This is a genomic window from Erwinia endophytica (genome assembly GCF_009295515.1).
Lineage (GTDB): Bacteria > Pseudomonadota > Gammaproteobacteria > Enterobacterales > Enterobacteriaceae > Erwinia > Erwinia endophytica.
In genome coordinates, this window is the sequence record NZ_RQVV01000061.1 from 67035 (window position 1) to 90381 (window position 23347).

Annotated in this window: 15 protein-coding genes and 2 tRNA genes; 4 read left to right on the forward strand and 13 right to left on the reverse strand. The window is 53.3% G+C overall.

The annotated features are described in order from the left end of the window. Positions 1–35: 35 nt before the first annotated feature. Entirely contained in the window at positions 36–1178 is a 1143-nt protein-coding gene (gene mltA, locus EH228_RS19530) for a murein transglycosylase A (protein WP_152323280.1), read from the reverse strand. Positions 1179–1383: 205 nt separating this feature from the next. Between mltA and EH228_RS19535 the strand changes: the two genes are divergently transcribed. Both EH228_RS19535 and EH228_RS19540 read left to right on the forward strand, forming a co-directional pair. Continuing rightward, positions 1384–1460 (forward strand) — tRNA-Met (locus EH228_RS19535). Between the two features lie 67 nt (positions 1461–1527). Beyond that, positions 1528–1604 (forward strand) — tRNA-Met (locus tag EH228_RS19540). 86 nt (positions 1605–1690) lie between these two features. On the opposite strand, the gene amiC is transcribed toward EH228_RS19540, so the two are convergent. Then, positions 1691–2941, reverse strand: a complete 1251-nt coding sequence (gene amiC, locus EH228_RS19545) for an N-acetylmuramoyl-L-alanine amidase AmiC (RefSeq protein ID WP_152323281.1) — start codon at positions 2939–2941, stop codon at positions 1691–1693. Positions 2942–3175: 234 nt separating this feature from the next. Here amiC and argA point away from each other — a divergent pair, with 234 nt between their 5' ends. Beyond that, the gene (argA, locus tag EH228_RS19550; RefSeq protein ID WP_152323282.1) at positions 3176–4504 is read left to right on the forward strand and encodes an amino-acid N-acetyltransferase; all 1329 of its coding nucleotides are present in this window, start codon (positions 3176–3178) and stop codon (positions 4502–4504) included. A gap of 38 nt (positions 4505–4542) precedes the next feature. On the opposite strand, the gene recD is transcribed toward argA, so the two are convergent. The 8 genes from recD to EH228_RS19590 form a co-directional block, all read right to left on the reverse strand. Beyond that, on the reverse strand, positions 4543–6378 hold the full coding sequence (recD, locus tag EH228_RS19555) for an exodeoxyribonuclease V subunit alpha (protein WP_152323283.1): 1836 nt from the start codon (positions 6376–6378) through the stop codon (positions 4543–4545). Continuing rightward, positions 6375–9908, reverse strand: coding sequence for an exodeoxyribonuclease V subunit beta (gene recB, locus EH228_RS19560; RefSeq protein WP_152323284.1), 3534 nt, complete (start codon positions 9906–9908; stop codon positions 6375–6377). The genes recD and recB overlap by 4 nt, the downstream gene beginning before the upstream one ends. Then, on the reverse strand, positions 9905–12793 hold the full coding sequence (ptrA, locus tag EH228_RS19565; RefSeq protein ID WP_152323285.1) for a pitrilysin: 2889 nt from the start codon (positions 12791–12793) through the stop codon (positions 9905–9907). The genes recB and ptrA overlap by 4 nt, the downstream gene beginning before the upstream one ends. A gap of 138 nt (positions 12794–12931) precedes the next feature. Continuing rightward, the gene (gene recC / locus EH228_RS19570) at positions 12932–16318 is read right to left on the reverse strand and encodes an exodeoxyribonuclease V subunit gamma (protein ID WP_152323286.1); all 3387 of its coding nucleotides are present in this window, start codon (positions 16316–16318) and stop codon (positions 12932–12934) included. 91 nt (positions 16319–16409) lie between these two features. Continuing rightward, complete coding sequence (locus EH228_RS19575) at positions 16410–16718, reverse strand: prepilin-type N-terminal cleavage/methylation domain-containing protein (protein ID WP_152323287.1); 309 nt, start codon at positions 16716–16718, stop codon at positions 16410–16412. Next, positions 16711–17130 (reverse strand): DUF2509 family protein, encoded by a 420-nt coding sequence (locus tag EH228_RS19580; RefSeq protein ID WP_240116332.1) that lies wholly within the window; start codon positions 17128–17130, stop codon positions 16711–16713. The genes EH228_RS19575 and EH228_RS19580 overlap by 8 nt, the downstream gene beginning before the upstream one ends. Beyond that, positions 17127–17678, reverse strand: a complete 552-nt coding sequence (locus EH228_RS19585; RefSeq protein WP_152323288.1) for a prepilin peptidase-dependent protein — start codon at positions 17676–17678, stop codon at positions 17127–17129. The genes EH228_RS19580 and EH228_RS19585 overlap by 4 nt, the downstream gene beginning before the upstream one ends. Further along, positions 17669–18115: a prepilin-type N-terminal cleavage/methylation domain-containing protein gene (locus EH228_RS19590; protein ID WP_152323289.1), complete on the reverse strand. Its 447-nt coding sequence runs from the start codon at positions 18113–18115 to the stop codon at positions 17669–17671. The genes EH228_RS19585 and EH228_RS19590 overlap by 10 nt, the downstream gene beginning before the upstream one ends. Positions 18116–18482: 367 nt before the next feature. On the opposite strand from EH228_RS19590, the gene ddpX reads away from it, so the two are divergent. Further along, positions 18483–19046 (forward strand): D-alanyl-D-alanine dipeptidase, encoded by a 564-nt coding sequence (gene ddpX, locus EH228_RS19595; protein WP_152323290.1) that lies wholly within the window; start codon positions 18483–18485, stop codon positions 19044–19046. A 190-nt stretch (positions 19047–19236) separates the two neighbouring features. Here ddpX and thyA read toward each other — a convergent pair whose 3' ends face one another. From thyA to ptsP, 3 genes are all read right to left on the reverse strand, one after another. Further along, complete coding sequence (gene thyA / locus EH228_RS19600) at positions 19237–20031, reverse strand: thymidylate synthase (RefSeq protein WP_152323291.1); 795 nt, start codon at positions 20029–20031, stop codon at positions 19237–19239. Then, the gene (lgt, locus tag EH228_RS19605; RefSeq protein ID WP_152323292.1) at positions 20028–20909 is read right to left on the reverse strand and encodes a prolipoprotein diacylglyceryl transferase; all 882 of its coding nucleotides are present in this window, start codon (positions 20907–20909) and stop codon (positions 20028–20030) included. Before lgt ends, thyA begins: the two co-directional genes overlap by 4 nt. 184 nt (positions 20910–21093) lie before the next feature. Next, positions 21094–23340 (reverse strand): phosphoenolpyruvate--protein phosphotransferase, encoded by a 2247-nt coding sequence (ptsP, locus tag EH228_RS19610; protein WP_152323383.1) that lies wholly within the window; start codon positions 23338–23340, stop codon positions 21094–21096. Positions 23341–23347 lie beyond the last annotated feature (7 nt).

Here is a 23347-nt window from a genome sequence, read left to right on the forward strand (position 1 = left end):
AACAACGGGCCGACTGAACAGCCCGCTATCAGCCATTACTGCCGGGTCAACAGGGCAGAACCGCCATGACTATTTTGTACAGAAGAGAATATCGGCATACCTGCGCCAGGCGCCGCTTTCAGCACCCAGACGCGGCCATAATGATTATACCAGCCCGCCATATGACCGGCTTCCGGGCCGATACCCTGGTAGATATCAAAATGCTGCCCTTTAATGGCGCCACCCACATCGAGCGAGACCAGCATGCGCATCTCATATTTTCCGGTAAATTTACCGTTGTTGTCCAGTAATGGCACTTCGGCCAGCAGCGTCGTTCCCGGCGGGATCAACGAGCGATCAGACGCCGCCGCGGCTTTGGCAATCAGCGGGACGGCGCTGGCACCGCGAACTGGAGCAAACTCCTCTGGTTTAAAGAACACAAAGGAAGGGTTCTGCTCCAGTAGCTCACGCACTTCTTCCGGGCTGTGCGTTTCTCCCCAGTGGCGGATAGCCTGCATCGACATATCCTCACGCTTCACTTCACCACGATCGATCAATACTTTACCGATACTGCGATATGGGTGGCCGTTTTTACCACCGTAACCAAAGAACATTAACGGCCGCCCATCGCCAAAATCAACATAGCCGCTGCCCTGCACATCCATAATGAAGTTATCCATCAGGGAATTGCTGTAACCCAGCACGTAACGGTCATCCAGTGCGCCACTGTAAATTTGCGCACGAGTAGGCAGACGACGTTTACCCGGCGGCATACGGTATAAAGGATACTGGAACTCGCCCTGGCGGGTGTAACGGGCCTCAATAACCGGCGTATAATAGCCAGTAAACTGCACGTTACCATAGTTGTCGGTCCCTTCCATTTGATAGGCGTCCAGACCAAACTGGCGCAACTGGCGCGTATCGCCACCGGCCATCAACCAACTTTCAATCGCGCTGTAGGTCGAATTCTGTCGGGCGAACATACCCGGCGAAGCATATTTAATTTCCAATACCTGGTTGGCGAAGTCTTTGCCGTTAACCGGTCGCCCTTTCGCATTCGGTTGATTGACCAGTCCTAACGGCTGGTCCAGTTTACCATCCTTATATTGCTGCCCACGATCAGCCGGTTTTGAAGAACATCCCACCAACAGAGCAATCAATCCCCCGGTAATCACATACTTCGCCCAACGTCCTTTCATTACTTTGCAACCTCTTTGCGAAATTCCAGGCCGAAGATAGCAAAGCCACCGGGAGATTTAAACGTACGAAGGGTAAAGATAACCCAACATTGTTCAACTATAGAGCAGATGGCAGAGAAATTAAGCAGCAGGCATCCTTTTGATGACTTTATTGCAAAAAGTGGTTGCAACAAAACTCACGGCGAGTATAGTGCGCATCCACGGACGCGGGATGGAGCAGCCTGGTAGCTCGTCGGGCTCATAACCCGAAGGTCGTCGGTTCAAATCCGGCTCCCGCAACCAATTTTCCTTTGGGAAAACAGTAAAGTAATGAGAAAGACTGTTGTGACGGAAGCAACAGCACTACGGACGCGGGATGGAGCAGCCTGGTAGCTCGTCGGGCTCATAACCCGAAGGTCGTCGGTTCAAATCCGGCTCCCGCAACCAATCAAGCACCCTTAAGGGTGTTTTTTTGTTTTTGACATCCAGCCCCACTCTTTCGACACTTAACCTGTGTTTGTCCGCCCTCGCGATTATCCTGGCGCCAGCGGAGCACCACTGGCGATGTAATCTTTGATCCCGGCAAAAATCGCCGCCGCAATCTGCTGCTGAAAATGGCTGGTACGCAATTTACGCTCTTCTTCCAGATTGCTGATAAAAGCTGTTTCCACCAGAATCGACGGAATATCCGGCGCTTTCAGTACCGCAAATCCGGCCTGGTCCACCGTTTTCTTATGCAGATGATTGACCTTCCCCACCCGCGACAGTACTTCTTTACCAAATTTCAGACTGTCATTGATAGTCAGGCTCTGTACCATATCGAACATGGTATGGTCGAGATAACGGTCTCCGCTTCTGCTGACGCCGCCAATCAAGTCAGATTCGTTCTGTGTCCGCGCCAGATAGCGTGCTGCCGTGCTGGTCGCGCCTTTGGTCGAGAGAGCAAAAACCGAGGAGCCCCGCGCCGCCCGGTTAGTGAACGCATCAGCATGGATGGACACAAACAGATCGGCGCGCTGCTTGCGGGCTTTAGCCACCCTCACCCGCAATGGAATAAATACGTCCTCATTACGCGTCATGTACACCCTCATGTTCGGCTCTTTGTCGATCAACGATTTCAACCGTCGGGCGATTTGCAGCACAATATCCTTTTCTCGCGTCTTATTTTTTCCGATCGCACCAGAGTCTTCACCGCCGTGTCCCGGATCAAGCATGATCACAATCGGGCGATCCCTGCCAGCTTTCCCCGGTAAAGGCGCCCTGGCAGGTTGATCCTTCTCAAGGTTGCCTTTGTTGTAATCTTCCAGTAACGCCAGTAACGGATCGTCCTCATGGCGGCTACTTTTCCCCCCTGCCGGATACAGATCCAGCACCAGTCGGTGCTGAATACCCGCAACCGGATCCAGTGTAAACACTTTCGGCATCACGTTTTGCTTCAGTTCCAACACCAACCGCACGGTATTTTTATTGAACTGGCCTACCCGGGCATTTTTAATGTAAGGGTCGTCATTACGGACCAGGTCAGGTGCCCGGGTTAACACATGGTTAAGGTGCAGATGAGTGATATCCACCACGACGCGGTCGGGGTTACTCAGAACGAACTGCTTGTATTGCAGCGGGCCGCTGGATTCCAGCGTGACACGAGAGTAGGTCGAGGAAGGCCAGATGCGGATAGCAACCACATGGCTGGCGGCTGCAAAACCTACTTTACTGACGCTGAGCAACAGAACTGCCCCCGTATTTTTTAACCACCGGCGTCGGCCTGGCGAAGGTAAATCGGACATGCCACTCCAATATGATTGCTGTTTTTTCTAAAAAAATAATGCTAAATAACTGCCAATTTAGGAAACTTTAGCGAATCCTGCTAACGGTGTCATCAGAAAAAAGCCCGCTGATGCACCTATTAGCGCTCATCCCCCACTAACGTTGATTGAAAGTACAAGAATTGCCTCTTGCAACCAGGCAATAAAAGAATAAAAATACATTTTTATCGAATAATAATTCATAGAGGGTTTGCTGTGAAGGAACGTAGTACCGAGCTGGTTCAGGGGTTTCGCCATACCGTCCCCTATATCAATGCCCACCGTGGTAAAACGTTTGTCATTATGCTGGGTGGTGAAGCTATCGAGCATGAGAACTTTTCAAGCATCGTCAATGATATTGGCCTTCTCCACAGTCTCGGCATCCGCCTGGTCGTGGTGTATGGCGCACGACCTCAAATCGACGCAAACCTGGCTGAACACCATCTGGAGCCGGTTTACCACAAACACATCCGCGTGACAGATGCCCAATCTCTGGAACTGGTGAAGCAGGCCGCAGGCCGTTTGCAACTGGACATTACCGCACGCCTGTCGATGAGCCTGAATAATACTCCCTTGCAAGGCGCCCATATCAATGTGGTCAGCGGCAATTTTATCATCGCTCAGCCGCTGGGCGTGGATGATGGCGTTGACTACTGTCACAGTGGGCGAATCCGCCGTATTGATGAAGAGGCCATTCACCGCCAACTTGACAGTGGCGCCATCGTGTTGATGGGGCCTGTAGCGGTTTCTGTTACCGGAGAAAGCTTCAACCTGACTTCGGAAGAAGTCGCCACGCAACTGGCGATCAAGTTAAAAGCGGAGAAGATGATCGGTTTCTGCTCCGAGCAGGGAGTCACCAACAACGAAGGCGCAATTATTTCTGAGCTGTTCCCGAACGACGCGCAACAACGCATTGAAGAACTTGAACGAGATAATGACTTTCTCTCCGGCACGGTTCGCTTCCTGCGTGGTGCGGTAAAAGCCTGCCGTAGCGGCGTGCGCCGCAGTCACCTGATCAGTTATCAGGAAGATGGCGCGCTACTGCAGGAGCTGTTTTCTCGCGACGGTATTGGTACACAGATAGTCATGGAAAGCGCAGAGCAGATCCGCCGTGCGACAATCAACGATATCGGCGGCATTCTGGAACTGATCCGTCCGCTGGAGCAACAGGGGATCCTCGTGCGCCGCTCGCGTGAGCAACTGGAGATGGAGATCGACAAATTCACCATTATCGAACGCGATAATCTGACCATCGGCTGTGCAGCGCTTTACCCTTTCCCCGAAGAACAGATTGGTGAAATGGCTTGCGTGGCGGTACATCCGGATTACCGTAGTTCCTCCCGCGGAGAAGCCTTGCTGGAACGGATTGCGTTACAGGCACGCCAGATGGGGCTGAAAAAACTGTTTGTGCTGACTACCCGCAGTATTCACTGGTTCCAGGAACGTGGCTTCACACCGGTCGATATCGAACTACTGCCGGAAAGCAAAAAACAGATGTACAATTATCAGCGACGCTCCAAAGTGTTGATGGTCTCTCTGACCTGAGAAGGAATGGCAAAAAATCATTCTCCTCTATTCTTTGCTTATTCCGCCAGCCTCTCCACCAGGCCACTGCGACGCAAGGTCCGCATTTTCACCGCCTTGTTGAATACGCGGTGGTCCGCGTACAGCGTTAGTCGCAACCTTGCCCGGGTGATAGCAGTATAGACCAGCTCTCTCGTCAACACTGGCGTAAACTGATTCGGTAGCACCAAAAGCGTATGCTCGAATTCTGAGCCCTGCGACTTGTGCACCGTCATGGCAAAAGCGGTATCATGCGGTGGTAACCGGCTGGGCTGCACCGCCTTGATCGTCCCATCCGGCAGTGGAAAGAACACTTTCAGTTCCCCTTCTTCATCGTTCATGGCAATACCAATATCGCCATTAAACAAGCCCAACGCACTATCATTACGGGCAATCATCACTGGGCGACCGACGTACCATTTGCCGCTGACGCCAGGTACGCGGTGGATCAACCTTTTATTTTGCAGCGCCGCTTCAATGCGCTCATTCAGCCCCATCACACCGAAAGGCCCTTCACGCAATGCGCACAACAATTGAAAGCGACCAAAGGCCTCAAGCACTTGTGCGGGTTGTCCTCCCTGTCGCAGTTGCAACAGATAATCCTGATAACCAGCGACACCGCTGTCCAGCAGATGCTGATAGTCCTCACGGCGACTCAACGAGCAGCGGGCAATATCACTGAATCCTGCCGTAAAGACTTGCTCTACCTGCCGGATATCACCAGCATTAACCGCCAGCGCCAACTGTCCGATACCGGAAGAAGCATCAAAGCGATAGCTTTTACGCAGCAGGCAAATACTGTCACGCACTGCTGGCGCCGTCTGATCCTCGTTTCCGGCAATCAGACAACCAGTAAGACGCGTCAACTCTTCGGCCCGCTGACGGCTGTATCCCGCCTCAGCACAACGACAAATATCACCCAACACTGCACCAGCCTCTACAGAGGCCAGTTGATCGCGGTCCCCAAGGAAAATCACTCTCGCCTGCGGTGGCAACGCCGCAATCAAGTTAGCCATCATCGGTAAATCAACCATCGACGCTTCGTCCACCACCAGCAGATCCAGGTGCAACGGGTTACCCGCGTGATAGCGCATCCGCTGACTGCCCGGCACCGCACCAAGCAGACGGTGCAAAGTGGTGGCCTCCGCTGGAAAACGCTGCTTTTCAACTTCGCTGATATCCAGTCGCTGCAACGCTTTACCCAGCGATTCGGTCAGGCGCGCCGCAGCTTTGCCGGTCGGCGCCGTAAGACAAATTCGCAGATTTCCACTGGACAGTTCCAGCAATGAAGCCAACAACTTCGCCACCGTGGTGGTTTTTCCGGTGCCGGGGCCACCAGAAATCACCGCAATCTGCCGGGTAATGGCCACTGCGGCAGCAATTTTCTGCCAGTTATCGGGCTGCTGGCCGAAGTGACGATCCAATACCGAACGCAAACGGTCAGGTTCGAACATCGCCAGAGACGCTTCTTTAAGGATAAACTGCGCTACCCACCCTTCAGACTGCCACATCCGATGCAGATAAAGTCGCTTCTGATGCAGCACCAGCGGTCTGGCTAAGGACCCATCACTCACGGCCTCCGTGGCAGGCAGGAGCGTTTGCCAGTCAGGTTCGCCAGCCATCATCCAGAGCTGACGGGCAAGTTCAGGATCACGCCCGCCAAACAACAACGATTCGGTAAACTGCGCCAGCGGCAAACAGACATGGCCTTCACCCGCTTCTGCGCTGACACAGGCAGCCGCCAGCATCAGGGCGGGCTGATCATCCGTAGCCACCATACGGGCAAACTGGACATCCAAAGCGCGCAGCAACCGCCGCTCGCTGGCGACCATCAGCAATTCAGCCATCCCGCTCATTCGGCGTCTCCTTCCTTACCGGCGAACAGAGCATCCAGCGAAGCCACGAATTCAGCATCAGGTCGGGTGCGAAATACACCATTATCACTGGATGTACCGTCTACACCGCGCAGGAACAGATAGATAACACCGCCAAAATGTTGCTGATAATCGTAATCCACCAGGCGATGACGCAAATAACGATGCAACGCCAGCGTATAGAGCTGATATTGCAAATCGTAACGATGCGACTGCATCGCCTGTGCCATCGCTGTCGGGGTGTAATCCGCCCCGGACTCTCCCAGCCAGTTCGATTTGTAGTCCAACAGGTAATATTTTCCCTGCCAGCAGAACACCAGGTCGATAAACCCCTTAAGCATCCCCTGAACTTGCTGAAAATTAAGCGGCGGACAACCTTCTGATAACGGATCGTAACGACGCACCAATGCATCAAGTTTTTGGGCATTCAGCAGGCACTGGATTGGCAGATAAAATTGCAATTCAACCTGACGGCTCTCCGTTGGAAGCTGATGCAGGCTAACGCCAGAGTCATCAAGCGGCGTGTGTAAAACGCGCTCCAGCCACACCTTCATTACCGGCAACCAGCCCGGTTCATACCCCTGAGCTGCCAGTTGTTCGCTGAGCCACGGTTCATCAATCGGTTGGGTGAAGTCGAGCGCTTCAAACAATCCATGAAGAAACGTGCCCGGCGCGGCGCCTCGTGGAAAACTGTGCGGAGTCAGCGATGCGACCGGCTGTCCTGGCGCTTCACCAACCGCATCCACATCCAGACGAGGCCACAAGTCAAAAGAAACGCGATGATCCTGCTGCAAGCCCGAATAACTGGTCACCCGCCATTCATCACGCAACTGACGGGTAATTTGCTGACTGCGGAGGGTGGGGAGCGCAGGTTGTTCGGGTTGCCAGGGATGGTTCTCCGGCGCTCCGGCTTCAGTCACCGCCAGCGCCTCATTCTCCAGCATCCGTAGCTGCTCACGCAGTTGGACGGCATCGGCAGGCTCTCCCTGCTGAATCAGATAGCCGATAGCACTGCGATGCAAATCGCTGGCTCCCTCTTTTTTACGGTTGCCTTTCACCAACGGCGCAATACCGACGCTACAGTGCCAGACCGATCGCGTCAGGGCAACGTAGAGCAGGCGCAGATCTTCCGCCAGTCGCTCCTGTTCCGCCAGCTCAATACTCTCAGCATCATTGCGTAAATCCAGCAGCGCCTGGAAACTCTGCCGGTCATGATAGACCCCCTGTCCTGCCTCCCGATAGTTAGCCGCAAAAGGTAGCCAGACCAGCGGATACTGCAATCCCTTCGATTTATGGATAGTAACGATTTGCACCAGATGGCGATCACTTTCCAGGCGCAACTGTTGACTGGCCGACTGACCGTCAGGCTGCGCCACTTCCTGTGCCAGCCAGCGCACCAACGCATGTTCACTGTCCAACTGCGCCGACGCTTCCTGCAACAACTCCCCCAGATGCAGCAGATCCGTCAGACGGCGCTCGCCGTTTTCCGATGCCAGCAAGTTTTCGGCTATCTGCCGATTGACCATCAGCTCGCGCAGCATTGGCAACACGCCCCGCTTTAGCCAGCGCTGACGGTAGCGATCAAATTCGTCCACCAGTGCATCCCACTGCCGCTCATCGTGGCTCAGCGCCTCCAGTGTCAATGCATCCAACCCAAAGATACTGGTCGCCAATGCACTGCGTAAAATTCTTTCCTGTTCTGGCGCCAGTACCGCTTGCAGCAGCCACAGCATTTCGCGGGCTTCCGGGGTGCTAAACACGCTATCGCGGTTGGAGAGATAAACCGAAGGGATATTCAGGCCATTCAGCGCTTCACGCATAATCGACGCTTCCCCCCGGCTACGGACCAGGATGGTGATATCAGAAGCCTGCACCGGACGAAGATTATCACCTCTGCCAATCAGCGCGGAGCCCTGCTGACCGGCAGTCAGCCAGTGGCAAATATCCGCCGCGCACTGACGGGCCATGAATTGTTGGTAATCACTCACCCCCACACCATCGCCTGGCTGCAACCAGAAGCGCAATGCGGGTTGTTCCGCTCCCGCAACAATAAAGCGCAGAGCGGCATTCGGCCCGGCAGACGTCACGGCGATGAAGGGGATCTCGCTAAACAGAAAGGGATTTTTCTGTCGACTAAACAGTTGATTAACGCTGTTAACCATCGCAGGGGATGAACGCCAGTTAGTCTCCAGCGTATAGTGGGCGCTAACTTCATTACGCGCCTTCATATAAGTGAAAATATCTGCACCGCGAAAAGCATAGATAGCCTGCTTCGGATCGCCAATCAACAACAGCGCATGCTCAGGTTGCCGGGCATAAAGCGTGCGAAAAATGCGGTACTGTTGCGGATCTGTATCCTGGAATTCATCGATCAGCGCGACCGGATAGCGCTCCCGGATAGCGGCGGCAAGCGCGTCTCCACCAGGCTGATGCAGCGCACCATCAAGCTTACCCAGCAAATCATCAAAACCAAGCTGCGCGTTGAGCCGCTTCTCTTTTTGCGTCACGAAACGGATTTCACTTAACGCGCGAGCAATCACTAAATCGCGTAGCGACAGAGGTTCCGCCAGAAAACGGTCAATCTGCTCAAACAATGGATGCTGCGGAGGCGTTCCTTTTTTAGTTTTCTCCCACAATATCCGCTGACCGAAACGCTCCAGTTCCTTCGGGAAACGGTAATCGAGCGTCTCTTCAAGCGCCCACTGATTGAGCTTTTCCAGCCAGCCAGGTAAGTGTTTACTGCTGTAGCTACGCTTGTCGACACCTGACTGTGCAATCAGATCGTGCAAATTACCTGCCGCCAGCCACGCGGCCTTTAGCTGGTCGATCTGCGCAATAATTTTCTCATGGCGTTCAACAAATGTTTCCTGCAAATTGGGTGGATATTTGAGTGCAGGCGCCTCACCATTCAGCCAGGGCGAAAGCGTGGCCAGCAGTTGTTCCGGTCCCTGCCACATTTGGGTTATCACCCGCGCAATCGGCAACGGCAACGGATAGCAGTAACGTCGCCAAAAATCCGCTGCGGCTTGACGTCTCAGGGGACGTTCATCCTCAATCAATTGTTGTTCAAACAGCATGCCGGACTCAAACGCATTGAGGTTCAGCATACGCTGACAAAAACCGTGAATGGTAAATATCCCCGCGTCATCCATCTGTCGTTCAGCAGCCAACAGCCAGGCCGCAGCCTGTGGCAAATCATCAATTTCCCGCAACAATTGAGCCAGCATGCTATCGGCAGAATGCCCGCGGACGCAGGCAATACGCAACGTATGAATATTATCGCGGATCCGACCACGCAACTCTGCTGTGGCCGCCTCGGTAAAGGTCACCACTAGGATTTCCTCCACCGACAACGGCCGGGCATAGGCGGCATCGCCTCCCAACCCCAACAATAGCCGCAGATACAGCAACCCAATAGTAAAGGTCTTGCCTGTCCCTGCCGAGGCCTCGATAAGTCTTTCACCGTGCAAAGGCAGAGTCAGGGGATCAAGGCGCAGGGCGGTTGCTGTCATGGCTTGTCGCTTTTCACCGGAAAAGATTGCTGAAGTTTTGACACGTTCTCCCAGGTGGTGAAATCTTTCGATGCGGCATAATCCGCCTTATCGTGCTGACTTCCAGAGATCTGCGACAATAGCATCAGGCCCTGTGGAGCGATAACCGCCTCATGGAAGAAGCGGGAGAGCTCTTCTGGCGTCAACGCCTGAATCTGCGCAATCACTTTAGCGCGAGTATCAAAGTGGTAATTCTCGCGGTTGAAGTCCTTACTGAAACGTCCGGCTTCTTCATCCAGCGTTTGTGGGCGCTGTTCCAGTTCATTAATCATCGCCGACTGATACTGGGCAAAGTCCGCTTTGCTCATCTCACGCAGGCGCTTCTCAGCCGTCGGATAAAACGCCTGGAAACGAGTCAGCAGGTAAGCAGGCTGTTTCGCGTTGCTTTGCAGCAAAAAACCAATCCCCCATTGACGACCTACTGGCATCTGGAAAGAGAACACGGCATAGCCCAGTTGTTCTTCAGTACGCAGCTGATTGTAGAACCACGGCTGGATTATTTGGCTCAGCATGGCGCTATTGGCGATGCCGGTATACTCAGCATAACCCAGCGGCACATACAACGCCGCCAGTGCAGAATCCGTGCTGCTGCCAGCCTGCTGCAAGTTTGCCGAGGTTTTCCTGTCGATGTAAATATACTCACTGTGCCACCAACTTTGGCCTGCGCAGCTCAACTGGGCTTTAACATCACTGGCCAACGCTTTGGTGTTGTCCGCCGTCATGTTGCCCACCACCATCATCTGCGGAGTCGATTTCTCCAGCAGCATGTTGCGATAGGCCAGCAGATCCTGCAGGGTGATGCCAGACACCAGCTTGCGCCGCTCAGCGCGCTGGGTATATGGCAATTGAGAAAGCATCTGTACCGGCTGGATCGCCAGTTCAAACGCTTTGCCTTTTTCCGCCGCATCCAACTGCTCCAGGTACCATGATTTAGCCTGTTCCAGCTGCGGTTGCGTCGGTTCATAGGTAGCATAAATTTTCAGCAGTGCTTGCATCAACTCTGGCAGATGCTGGGTAAAGCCGCTGACATTAAAGGTGACGCCATTATTCTCACTGGTGGAAAAAATGATACCCGCCACAGAAGCCTGCGAATTAAGTTCATCCAGCGCCAAACCAGCAAGATAGTCGTTCAGACCAAATAATACCTGATTTTTCGCCGTGCTCATCGCCTCTTTGTTACGTAGAGACAAGGTGATATTGGCTTTCGGATCGTCAGCATGGTATTGGCTTGGCATATAGAACACCCGCAGACCCGGCTGGTTCACCAGCTCTTCCGGATGTGGGTATTTACGCCCAGGTTTAATCAGCGAGAAGTCGTCAGGAATGTACGGATTCAGCACAGGCAACGACAGGGAAATCTTGTCACTGGTAGCCTGCCAGGCAGCAAAACGCTGCGGGGTGATAGTATCCACCTGATAAGGCGCATTGACAAAATAAGCCATCTTATTATGTGGCTCATTCGGGCTGATATACCAGATACGGGCATTCTGCGGCGTCATACCATCCAGCCGGGCCTTAATTGCTTGCGGATCATACTGGTCGGCAAGGTAGGGGGCATCCAGCGTATGGGCAACCGGTACACGTAACATGGTGTCGGCCAGCCATTCGATATAATCCATGTCGCGAGTGATCGACGGATAGCGAAAATCCAGATCCAATACATGCGCCATTTCATCAAAATAACGCTTATCAATGCCCTCAACACGTAATTTATTCAGGTAGCTGAACACGGCGGCAATCACTTCATCCCGATGAGCCAATCCTTTATCGGTCAGTGAAACAGAGATCGAGAATACGCCACCGTTGCGATCAATAACCGGATCGGCTCCCGCATCGATAGCATCCGCCAAACCGCGGCTTTGCAACCAGTCAGAAAGCGTATTTTTACTACGATTGCCAATCAGGTAAGCAATCAGCGTGTCGGTTTTGCTGCGAAACTTATCGATATCATTGTCGATACGAAATTCGATTTTCAGTTGCTTACGCGGTTGCGCTGGCACGTAATGAATAATGATGCCTTTCTGCTTATCAGTCACCACCGGTACCGTAATATCGGGAACGGCCGCATGACGATTCTCCACCCGACCATAAGTATTAACCGCGATTTTCTGCAGCTCTTCCAGTGGTTTATTACTGTAGATTACCGCTTTCATCAGGTTCGCCGAGTAATAACGCTGGTAAAAGTCCTTCAGCGCTTCTTGCAGATTGCTGCCCGGTTTGTCTTTTAATGTTTCCAGATTCCCACCGGAAAACAGCGAGCTGGGATGTTGTGGATTGAGCGTTTCCGCTCCCACCTGCGCCATGCGCAACCCGTCACGGGAGCGGGCCATGGTCAGTTCAGCATTAACCGCATGGCGTTCACGGTCAGCGTTAACCGGATCCAGTAGCGGTTCAGCGATGGCATCGGCCAACCGATCAACCGCCGGTTCCAGCGCATCATTTTCCACCTCAAGATAAAACGCTGTACGGTAAGATGCGGTGCTGGCGTTGTGGCTGCCTCCGTGTTTTTTGAGGAATTCAGCAAGGCTATCAGGCTGCGGATAACGCTTTGAGCCCATCAACAACATATGCTCCAGGTAATGCGCCAGTCCTTGTTGATTGCGAGGGTTCTCTAACGAACCCACCGGAATAGTCAACGCTGACAGGGATTTGGTCGCCTGTGGATCGGAAACCAGCAACACTGTCATGCCATTATCAAGGCGGATAGCCTGATATTGACGTGGATCTTTTTCACTTTTACGGATCGTTTCAGGAATCAGTTGCCATCCTGATTGCGCCTGAGTCAGTGGACTCCAAAAGGTGACAAACAAGAACAGGGTGGTGAACCAGACTGCATAACGACGCATTAAAACTCCTTAACGATCTCATCTTCTGTCAGCGTTGAGCAGCGCAAAGCGCGACAAATATTTACTCCAGATAACTCACTTTCCGGCTGTGTACGAAAAGCAAGCAGAAAAAATGCAAAAAATGGTTATAAAGTAACATTACAGGACGTCTGTCTTCATATCATTCATCTGCAACAACGGCAACAGCCACACTTGTGCATGAGCGGTAATCATCTCAACAGTGCTCTCATCCAGCGAACGGAATAACCTTGCCAGATACGGATCACTGCCTTCCCCCTCCATTTGTACGTTCCCCTGCCATGCCTGTAGTAGCTTGATACGAGCTTTAGCCTGAGTTGCGTCATCATGGAAAACCATCCTTGATTTATCATCATAACTGGCTTCAAGCCACGCCCCACCACTCCTGGGCAATAGTAGCAATGGCGCACACATACCCTGTCGGTATCCCGCGATATAACGCTCCAGCCATTCACCGGCCTGCGCCGATGGCAACGGCGGAAAACACCACTGGCTCTCTTTGCGCCCCAGCATACGACTTTCACCGGTTCCCCCAGACAGGCAGTAAACCAGATGTTCCAGCCAGAGCGCCAGACCGTCGCTAAAATTCAACAGGCCAGGGCGCCAACGCAGCAAACCGTCATTCTGCACTTGCGTCAGCCAGCCACTCAGTTGTAGACCACCAACCTGCAGATTAATTTCCCAGTTGCCGGACTCTTTTCGTTGTTCGCGAACCTGGCAGGCCAACGCTGTCATATCGGTCAGTTGATCCTGCCAGAATAGCTCGCCCCAGGCGCCATAAGGCAAGTTTCCGGCCGCTCGCTGGCGGTCATACAAAAGTTCTGCGGGATGTTCATCAATCAAAGTATTCAGCAGTTGGACATTAAGCTGATAACGGCTCAGATTATCCAGCGAGAACGGTTCGGCATCCGGCAATTCAGGATCGGATAACTGAAAATTGACCCCCAACCGCTGGTTGAAAAAAGCGCGTACCGGATGGCGCCAAAAACGCATCAGTTGCTCAACGCTCAGCTCGGTGATTTCAACCTCAGGCAGCGGCAGCACAAAGGGAGGATGCGGTACACCGCTACCGTTTGCCGCGGGCAACCACTCTGCCGCATAACTTTGATACTCCGCCTGCGACGAGAAATTCTCTGCCGCAAACGGCATCCGGCTATGCAAATGGTGAAGATGCTTTTCCACGGCAGCCGCGCTGCTGTCCACATCAAGGTCTCTGTCGTCCGGCAGACAAAAGCTCTGACTAATGTACTCAACCAGCTCGCTGACCAACACCGAAGGAAAACGCTCGGCGTTATCCTGAATCGTCCTGCCGATATAGCTGATATACAATTGCTGCTGAGCGGAGATAAGTGCCTCCAGGAACAGATAACGGTCATCATCACGGCGACTGCGATCGCCTGTTTTCGGCTGCTGGCTCATCAGGTCAAACCCCAGCGGCGGTAACGTGCGCGGATAAACACCATCGTTCATTCCCAGCAGACACACCACCTTGAAAGGAATAGAACGCATCGGCATCAACGTACAAAAGTTAACGGATCCAGCGAGGAAACGCTGACTCATCCTTTCCTGATCCAGTCTTGCTGCCAGCTCATCACGCAACAGCGACAACGGGATGGTCTGCTGATAGCACGCCTGCATGCCATAGTTAATCGCCTGTTGCCACTGCGATTCAATCAGCGCCAGCGCAGCTTCGGTATCGGCATCACCGTCGAAAAAATCGTTGAGCAATTCCCGGCACAGCGGCAACCAGCTCTCCAGCCTGCGTGGTGCCATCAGCCGCTCACGCCAGCGACGCAGGCGCATTAGCAATCCAGCCAAATTGCCTGCCAGTTCGGCTATCAGGCCGCTCGACTCGTCATAAGGCAGGATCCCCTGCCAGTGTCCGGCTTCACTGCTCATCGCATAGCCCAGCAACATCCGCGTCAGCCCGAATTGCCAGGTATGTTGCCCCGTAGGCGGGAGCCCCAAATCCCGTAACGTATCGTCATCCAACCCCCAGCGAATACCGGATTCTCCCACCCAGTGCCGCAGACGTCTTAACCCCTCCTCATCGATAGAAAAGCGGGCCGCTATCGCCGGGACTTCCAGCAATGCCAACACTTCTTCAGAGGTAAAACGGCTCTCTGGCAGTCGCAACAGTGAAATAAACGCCTGCAATGCCGGATGGGCCAGGCTGGCGCGGCGGTCAGATATCGAAAATGGCAGATAACGTTCAGACGGAGCGTTACCAAATACTGCCTGAATAAAGGGCGTGTAAGCATCGATATCCGCCACCATCACGATAATATCGCGAGGCGACAGCTCCGGATCTTTCACCATCAAATCCAGTAACCGGTCCTGCAATACCTCGACCTCGCGTTGGGGACTGTGACAAAGATGAATACTCACCGAGCGATCGGCAGGATCCAATACTCGTTTATGACGGCTGGTTTCCCACTCCGCCGGGTTCATCCCGAGCACCGCATGATCGGACAACTCCAACAGGTCATGTTGCAAGCTTTTCAGCAGGTTGCTCGGTTCAATATCAACAAAAGCAAATACTTCATTTTCAAGTTCCATCCCCTGAAGTAGATAAAGATTATCGCGGCCTAATTTTCCCCACGACGCTAAAAGAGGATTCGGTAAATTTTGCTCTCCCGCCGTATTGAAAAGGGCTGAGGCATTATCCGGGGACTTAAACAAAGCAATCGGACGGTTATCTTTATAATGCCGCATTCTTCTGGCTTGTAATTTTGCCAGGAAACGATTGTCCTGAATATCACCCCAATAATACCGGCAGGGATTGGTGAACAGCAGATGGATATCAATATGCTTACCCAGCGCCTGCAGGGCCTGCAGATAAACAGGCGGCAACGCGGAAATCCCACAGATAAACACGCGGTCAGGCAGGTTAGCTGGACGTTCAGTGCTGTTTTCCAGCACCGCAATAAAACGGGTATAGAGGTTGGCGCGATGCCACTCCGGCTGCCCCAGTTCACGCGTGTATTCCACCAGTGCCGACCACAGAGGAGCTTGCCATTGCTGAGCCTCCCCCAGTTCGGCAACCGCCTGTCCCTTTTCCCAACGATTCAGCCATTCCGGACGGTAGACCAGATACTGGTCAAACAGGTCAGCTACGCGTGAAGCCAGTTGGAACAGTTTGCGCTGATCCTCATCATCGGTAAGATAGTGTCGCAACGTGGTAAATTCATTGCGCGCCAACATCGTGGGCAGGATCGCCATCAATTTCCAGCTCATACTGGATTTGTTAAAAGCACTTTCTTTGGGAATATCCGGCAAGACGCGGACAAACATGTCCCAGATAAAAGTAGCGGGCAGCGGGAAGACAATATTAGCAGCAATACCAAACTGTTCCGCCAGCGACATCTGCAACCACTGCGCCATCCCAGGACTTTGCACCAGTACCACTTCTGGCTGGAATGGATTGCACAGCGGCTGATTCTCAATTTGCCATGCTGCCAGCGATTTCAGCAAATCCAGCTGGTTTGAATGGTAAACGGTAAACATCACTGCTCCTTTATCCGGGGATAGTCATCTGCGCGGACACTGTAACCCGTCCGGCGACTGTTGCAAAACATCTGACTCGCAGAATCAAACGTCAGTCAGTTACAGCCTGGCATTGCAAACGGCTCAGTTCGGCTTTGCGTCCCAATGGGCTGGTCACCGTCACCTGCAGCAACGTACAACCTGTCGGGCCAGGCTGACGGATCAGAGAAGACTGCCAGCCGATGGCCTGATAACCTTCAAAACGTAGCCATGCCATTTGCCACGCCTCACGTTGCTGCATCTGTTGTTGAGCCCCCGTTGCCAGCGCTAACTGATAGTGCATCAACGCGGTGAAACTGAGGGAAAATAGCAGTAACGCTATCAGCGTCTCTGGCAGGCTGAACCCCTCTTTCTCAGTCATCTGTCCAACATCTCTCTTCCGGCAGAGGACAATAGTCGAGCCAGCCATGCGCGATTTTACTCAGACGACCAGCAGTACGACGTTCCATCCACTGATAAAACGCAATCGTGCCTGCGCCACTGTCCCCTCGTAACAATGCGGGACGTTGTGCCTGTTCCAGCAAGCAAGCCCGCCACGCTGGTGAGAATACGGTTTTGCACCGCCAGCCCATCTGCAATGCCCATGACTGGCGCTCTCCCCAGGCCAGTGCAGACCAGGCGTCACTGGACTGCTGAAAATAAAGGCGCTCATCAACCACCAGACTCAGCGAATCATCCAGTTGTCGCCGGGTGGCATTAAGCAACGCAGCCGAGAGCAATAAAAGGATTATCACCATAATCATTGCCCCGCTGCCCTGCTCACTGTCGGTCATAAATTCATCGCCGTTACCCAGCTTTCCAGCGTCAGAGGCTGTTGGGGGAACGCCCGGGCATAGCCGCTCAATCTGAGCCGCACCTGTCCATCGGTTTTCACTACGTTAAATTCCGTTATCATCACGGTGGCCGGATCGTTGAGCTTTTCCCAACCGCCCTCCTTACAGCTATCCACCCCCCGCTGAGCTTCAAGATTCCCCTCTCGCAGGCGAAAACCGTAGAAATCGCTGTGTTCATTTTCCACACGATCCCATTTACCATTACTGTTTTCATCCCAACGTAACAGCAGACACTCTCCCCGCGAGCCGCCGATGGTCAGCCCTGCGCCCGCACATTCGCCTGAGCAGTAACCCGCCCGCCGCACCGCTTTCTCCAGTGTTCCCATCATCAGTCTCAATTCCTCGTGCAGTTGCAACGCCATTAATGTGCGCAGGTTAGCAACCTGTAGCAGGGGCAAAAAACGGGCCACACCAATCATCAGCACTCCGCTAATCGCCAGCGCAATCAGCATTTCCAGCAGGGTGAAGCCAGCCTGTCTCATGGACATGAATCCTGACAGATGCGTACTCTGGCGCGAGACGACACGATGATATGACGCTCTCCTGCTGCGTTGGCTATCACTATCCGCCCTGGTTTCGCTACGTTACGCCGACCATAAAAGCCCATTCCTTCCGTCAGAGAACGCAGCGTCACCTCCGGCCACGGTGTGACAAACACCCAGCGCTGTCGCTGGCAGGCCTGCGGTGGCCCACTGCCTACACACCCGTTCCTCCCGCTGCGTTGCCACAACAGCCGTTGTTGATTATGCCAGTTTGCGTCATTACGCAATCGCAGGAGAAAATGCTGAAGCTGGCGTGCGCTGGTACTCAGCCGTTGCAGCTGTTGCCAGTGCTGCCAGCCGCCGATGGAGCCCAGCGTCAGCGTAGTGGCAATCATCATCACCACCAGCAACTCCAGTAAGGTAAACCCGTGCTTATTGTTCATGGACGCATCATTGTCTTTAGTCGTCAGACTGTCCAGCGCTGAAGCCCTCCCCTGCGAGCCGCCGTCAGCACACTATCTGTATAGTGATTTTCAGGTGCAAAATATTGCGGGATGCGTGGCAAAATAGCCATGATGTTGCCTGTTATGCTGGCAAATGCACTCTCTGCGGGCAACACTGCACATGATTGATCTGCTTTCCGTGCATTAAAGACAGTTGCGAGAAGTATCGTCACAGTGGGAAAGGCTGTCACTCCGGTATTTCGCTAACGAAAACCAATCTGGCACAGCTTCTGCATTGTCCCAAAAACAGTCTGTACGGAGACTGCCGCCCGGGCGGGAACGATAAAAATGTTAAACAGGGTTGGTTATGACAAATGAATGTAAACTGGTTGATTTGGCACAGGCTTTTCCACTGTTAGCTATCGATATGAAATACGCCACCGCAGATAATATCTGTGGGCGGCCCATTTACTGTGAAGATCGCTGTCTGCTGCATCCTGATGCCGCCGCGGCACTGGAGAAAAGTATCCATATCGCCGAACTGGCGGGTTATCGTCTGCTGGTTTATGACGCCTACCGCCCTCAGCAGGCACAGCATCATTTGTGGCAAGCCTGTCCTGATCCCGCCTACGTGGTTGAGGTGTCACAAGGCTCGAATCATAGTCGCGGTACTGCGATTGATGTCACGCTGATCGACAACGAGGGGCGGGTGTTGGATATGGGGGCGGGCTTTGATGAAATGCATCCACGTTCTCAGCCATATTATCCCGGGCTGTCACACGAAACGCACCGTAACCGGCTGTTGTTGAATGCCATTATGTTTGGCGGCGGCTTTACCGGCATTGCCACCGAGTGGTGGCATTTTGAGCTGACGGATTCCCTTCATTATCCCCTGCTGACGGATCGCTTTGCGTGTTATCCACTAACCTGAACGTCTGCGTTAATATCAGGAGCGCTACCATGACGCCAACGCCCTCTGCTTTTTCGTTATCCCCAAAGGCGCTACTGGCTGCGACGGTTGCTGGATTCAGTACCATGCGTGAATAAGTCGTTTGCCAGGTAAGTGGAATATATGCACAGTGAGATAATTAAGGAGCAGTGAAACCGCTCCTCTACACACGTCAGATAGCCACAGGTGCTTTAATCGCCGGATGTGGATCATACCCTTCGATTTCAAAATCTTCGAAGCGATAGTCGAACAACGAGGCAGGCTTACGCTTAATCACCAACTGTGGCAATGCCCGCGGCTCACGGGTCAGTTGCAACCGGGTCTGCTCCAGATGATTGCTGTACAAGTGGGTATCCCCCCCGGTCCAGACAAAATCACCCACTTCCAGGTTGCACTGCTGCGCCACCATATGCAGCAACAAAGCATAACTGGCGATATTGAACGGTAGCCCCAGGAAAATATCACATGAACGCTGATAAAGCTGACAGGAGAGCTTGCCCTTCGCGACATAAAACTGGAAAAACGCATGGCATGGTGCCAGCGCCATTTCATCCAGCTCCCCCACGTTCCAGGCTGAAACAATGATCCGACGCGAATCCGGGTCGCTTTTCAACTGTTGCAGCACCTTGCTTAACTGGTCAATCTGGCGACCATCAGCTGCACACCAACTGCGCCATTGTTTACCGTATACGGGGCCCAGATCGCCGTTTTCATCAGCCCACTCATCCCAAATAGTCACCTTGTTATCCTGCAAATAACCGGTATTGGTGTCGCCATTAAGGAACCACAGCAGTTCATGAATAATCGAACGCAGATGACATTTCTTAGTGGTGACCAGTGGAAAACCATCCTGTAAGTTGAAACGCATCTGATGGCCAAAAATCGACAACGTGCCAGTGCCGGTACGGTCATCTTTCGGCGTGCCCTCAGTGAGCACTTTTTGCATTAACGCCAGATACTGTTTCATTTTTCCCCACGAAGTTGCGATGCGCCGCGACGGCGATAAGCCCAAATCATCATCACAATACCGGCGAAAATCATCGGTGTGGAGAGGATCTGTCCCATACTGATGCTGTTATCGAACAAACCCAGTTGGGCATCCGGCTGACGAAAGAATTCCACGACGAAGCGGAACGTGCCATAGCCAATCAGGAACAGTCCTGAGACTGCGCCCATCGGACGATCTTTACGGATAAAGACATTCAGAATGATAAACAGTACCACGCCCTCCAGCAGCAATTCATAGATCTGCGAAGGGTGACGCGGCAGGACGCCATACGTTGCCAGCAATGACTGCCACTCAGGATGGGAGGCCGCCAGCACGACATCTTCGCTGCGGGATCCCGGGAACAACATGGCCCACGGCAAATCTGGCGCGACGCGGCCCCACAACTCGCCATTGATAAAGTTACCCAAACGCCCCGCGCCCAGACCAAACGGAATTAACGGCGCGATAAAATCAGCAACCTGGAAGAAATTACGTTGGGTTCGGCGGGCAAACCACAGCATTACGCAGATAACCCCGATTAAACCACCGTGGAATGACATACCGCCATCCCAGACCTTAAACAGATACAGCGGGTTATCGAGAAACAACGGCAAGTTATAAAACAGCACATAACCAATACGTCCGCCAAGAAACACCCCGAGGAATCCCGCATAAAGCAGGTTTTCCACTTCTTCTTTTTTCCAGCCGCTACCTGGCTGGTTGGCCCGGCGCACCGCCAGCCACATCGCGAAAATAAACCCCACCAGATACATCAAACCATACCAGTGCAGGGAGATCGGTCCGATGGAGAAAATCACCGGATCAAATTGAGGGAAAGCCAGGTAGCCGTTAGTCATCTTTCACCATTTGTAGAGTCTGCCCTGGACGGCAGACGGCAGAAATGTATCAATCAGTCCGCGCGCCTACGCGCAACGCTGCATTTAAGGCGCGCATGATAGCACAGCCCAAATTCAACGACCCGGCGGAACTGTAAACTTTCTTAAGCCGCTGAGAATCGGCACAAATAACGACAGGGAAAACTCAACGTCCCCCCCGAATCAAGCCGCCCAACCCCCGGCGTTCCATAAAAGCAGCCACCAGATGACGGACCTCTGCCGCCATCTGCGCCCGCAAAACGGTCTCAGTCAATTTGCACGCCTCCTGATAGTCGATGTGCTGCAACAGATATTTCACTCGCGCCACATTACGACCATTCATGCTCAGATGGTGATATCCCAGACCAATGAGCAGCACGACACCCGCCGGGTCACCCGCCATCTCACCACACAGGCATAGTTCAATACCGGCCTGTTTCGCCTCTTCTGCGATGGTATTCAGCGCCCGGAGCATTGCCGGATGCAGACTGTCGTACAAACTGGCAACCCGCGTGTTATTACGATCAACCGCCAACAAATACTGAGTCAGATCGTTAGTACCTACCGAGATGAATGTCACCCGACCCGCCAGATGCCCAATCATAAAGATCATTGAAGGCACTTCAATCATCACCCCTATGCGCGGTTTGGGGATCGGATACCCCAACATCTCTTCAACTTCAAGTGCAGCGCGATCGATCAAACGAATAGCTTCATCGATCTCATCAATACTGGTAATCATCGGCAACAGAATACTGAGATTACCGCTGGCGACGTTGGCCCGTAGCATCGCTCTCACCTGTATCAGGAAGATCTCCGGCTGGTCGAGTGTTAAGCGAATACCGCGCCAGCCCAGGCAAGGATTTTCTTCACTGATCGGCATATAAGGCAGTTGCTTGTCAGCGCCAACATCCAGTGTACGCAGGGTTACGGGTTTGCCCAGAAACAACTGCAACATCCCCTGGTACTGAGCCACCTGCTCCTCTTCTGAAGGGAATCCATTTTGCAACATGAAGGGAATTTCGGTACGGTACAGGCCTACGCCATCCACTGCGTTCCCCAATGCTTTTTCATGCTCAGCGCTCAGGCCCGCATTTAACATCACCTTTACCGACTCGCCGCTTTTCAGCGCTGCCGGGCATTCAACCACGTCTTCCGCCAGCTTGCTCAGCTCATTCTCTTCACTGATCAACCGCTGATATTCCTGTACCAACACCGGGTCAGGATCCACCAACAGTTCGCCACGATAACCATCAACGATCAGCAATCTGCCATTCAACAATTCAGGCTGGATATCCGCCCCCATCACGGTTGGGATCCCCAGAGCACGCACCATGATCGCCGCGTGGGAGTTGGCGGCGCCATCCCTGACCACTACGCCGACCAGGCGATCATGCGGTAACTCAGCCAGGGTGGTCGCCGTCAGTTCATCCGCCACCAGCACAAAGCGCTCGGGCCAGGCGTTGGTCCCCTGCTTCGTATCATCAAGGTGGAACAGCAGACGCTGTCCGAGCACGCGCAGATCACCAGCCCGCTCACGCAGGTAGCTGTCCTGCAGATTGGCAAATTGTGCCGCGAATTTTTCAATGACCTTTTTGACCGCCCACTCGGCAACCGATCCGCTATCGATCTCAGCATGAAGATCTTTCTTCAGACGGTTATCACTCAACAAATGGGAATAGAGATCGAAGATCGCCGCGCTTTCCTTATTGATACTGGCGGTAAATCGCTTACTGTAGCGACGAAACTCACCGGAAGCCTCGTCCATTGCCAGCGAGAGTCGCTCCCGCTCACGTGTCGTATCCAGCGTTGATGCCGCGAAAACACTGTCCAGCGAAGGCTGAGTGCTATCGACCCAACCTGATGCAACAGCAACGCCTGGCGCCGCCGCCAGCGCGCGAACACGGGTCTGTCGATACTGACCGAACAGCGCATTGAGCTGTGACTGGGAAAGGAGAGTCGCCATCTGGGTGGCGAGTGTGACAAGGAATGACTCTTCGCTTTCGTCAAACTGACGATGGTCCCGTTGCTGCACAACCAGCACGCCAAGCAACTGACGACGGCTGATTATCGGTACCCCAAGGAAAGAGCGGAAATGCTCTTCTTTTACCGACGGAATGAACTTAAAACTGGGATGACTCTGCGCATCCGCCAGGTTAATTGGCTCAGCCAGGCGCCCAACCAGCCCGACGATCCCTTCGTCGAAGGCCAGCGCGACAGTACGACCGCGCGGTTTTTTCAATCCGCGGGTCGCCATCAGGTAATAACAGCGGCGATCATGATCGGCAAGATAGACCGAACAGACTTCAGTATTCATCGCCAGGCAGATCTCACTGACCAGAATATCAAGTGCTTCGGTCAGCCTTGGTGCCCCGGCCACTTTTTCAACTATTTCGCGCAGCTGTGTGAGCATCATCTAT

Coding starts and splice junctions, on each gene's coding strand:
- mltA (WP_152323280.1), bottom strand. CDS start 1,178: ATGAAAGGACGTTGGGCGAAGTATGTGATTACCGGGGGATTGATTGCT.
- amiC (WP_152323281.1), bottom strand. CDS start 2,941: ATGTCCGATTTACCTTCGCCAGGCCGACGCCGGTGGTTAAAAAATACG.
- recD (WP_152323283.1), bottom strand. CDS start 6,378: ATGAGCGGGATGGCTGAATTGCTGATGGTCGCCAGCGAGCGGCGGTTG.
- recB (WP_152323284.1), bottom strand. CDS start 9,908: ATGACAGCAACCGCCCTGCGCCTTGATCCCCTGACTCTGCCTTTGCAC.
- ptrA (WP_152323285.1), bottom strand. CDS start 12,793: ATGCGTCGTTATGCAGTCTGGTTCACCACCCTGTTCTTGTTTGTCACC.
- recC (WP_152323286.1), bottom strand. CDS start 16,318: ATGTTTACCGTTTACCATTCAAACCAGCTGGATTTGCTGAAATCGCTG.
- EH228_RS19575 (WP_152323287.1), bottom strand. CDS start 16,718: ATGACTGAGAAAGAGGGGTTCAGCCTGCCAGAGACGCTGATAGCGTTA.
- EH228_RS19580 (WP_240116332.1), bottom strand. CDS start 17,130: ATGACCGACAGTGAGCAGGGCAGCGGGGCAATGATTATGGTGATAATC.
- EH228_RS19585 (WP_152323288.1), bottom strand. CDS start 17,678: ATGTCCATGAGACAGGCTGGCTTCACCCTGCTGGAAATGCTGATTGCG.
- EH228_RS19590 (WP_152323289.1), bottom strand. CDS start 18,115: ATGAACAATAAGCACGGGTTTACCTTACTGGAGTTGCTGGTGGTGATG.
- ddpX (WP_152323290.1), top strand. CDS start 18,483: ATGACAAATGAATGTAAACTGGTTGATTTGGCACAGGCTTTTCCACTG.
- thyA (WP_152323291.1), bottom strand. CDS start 20,031: ATGAAACAGTATCTGGCGTTAATGCAAAAAGTGCTCACTGAGGGCACG.
- lgt (WP_152323292.1), bottom strand. CDS start 20,909: ATGACTAACGGCTACCTGGCTTTCCCTCAATTTGATCCGGTGATTTTC.
- ptsP (WP_152323383.1), bottom strand. CDS start 23,340: ATGCTCACACAGCTGCGCGAAATAGTTGAAAAAGTGGCCGGGGCACCA.